Genomic DNA, 260 nt, shown 5'->3' on the forward strand with positions numbered 1-260 from the left:
GACTTGCATGTGTTAGGCCTGCCGCCAGCGTTCAATCTGAGCCATGATCAAACTCTTCAATTAAAGTTTTGTTGCTTCCGTCTTGCGACTTCAGCGGCTCAATGAATTCTGATTTTTTGTTTCTCGCTAAAAGAAACAAACTGTACATATTGCTATGAACACTCATTGTTACATTGATTTAAATTTTTGACTGCCAACCCGAAGGTTAAGCAGTTTCGATTAACTCAACACCTGTGAGTGTCCACACAGATTTCTTGTTT

At 39.6% G+C, this 260-nt stretch carries 1 rRNA gene; it reads right to left on the reverse strand.

The features are described from left to right. A 16S ribosomal RNA gene (locus MO387_RS20960) occupies positions 1–63 on the reverse strand; the annotation flags it as partial. Positions 64–260 lie beyond the last annotated feature (197 nt).

The sequence above is a fragment of the Shewanella sp. N2AIL genome (genome assembly GCF_022690845.1).
In the GTDB taxonomy this organism is placed as follows: Bacteria; Pseudomonadota; Gammaproteobacteria; order Enterobacterales; family Shewanellaceae; genus Shewanella; species Shewanella baltica.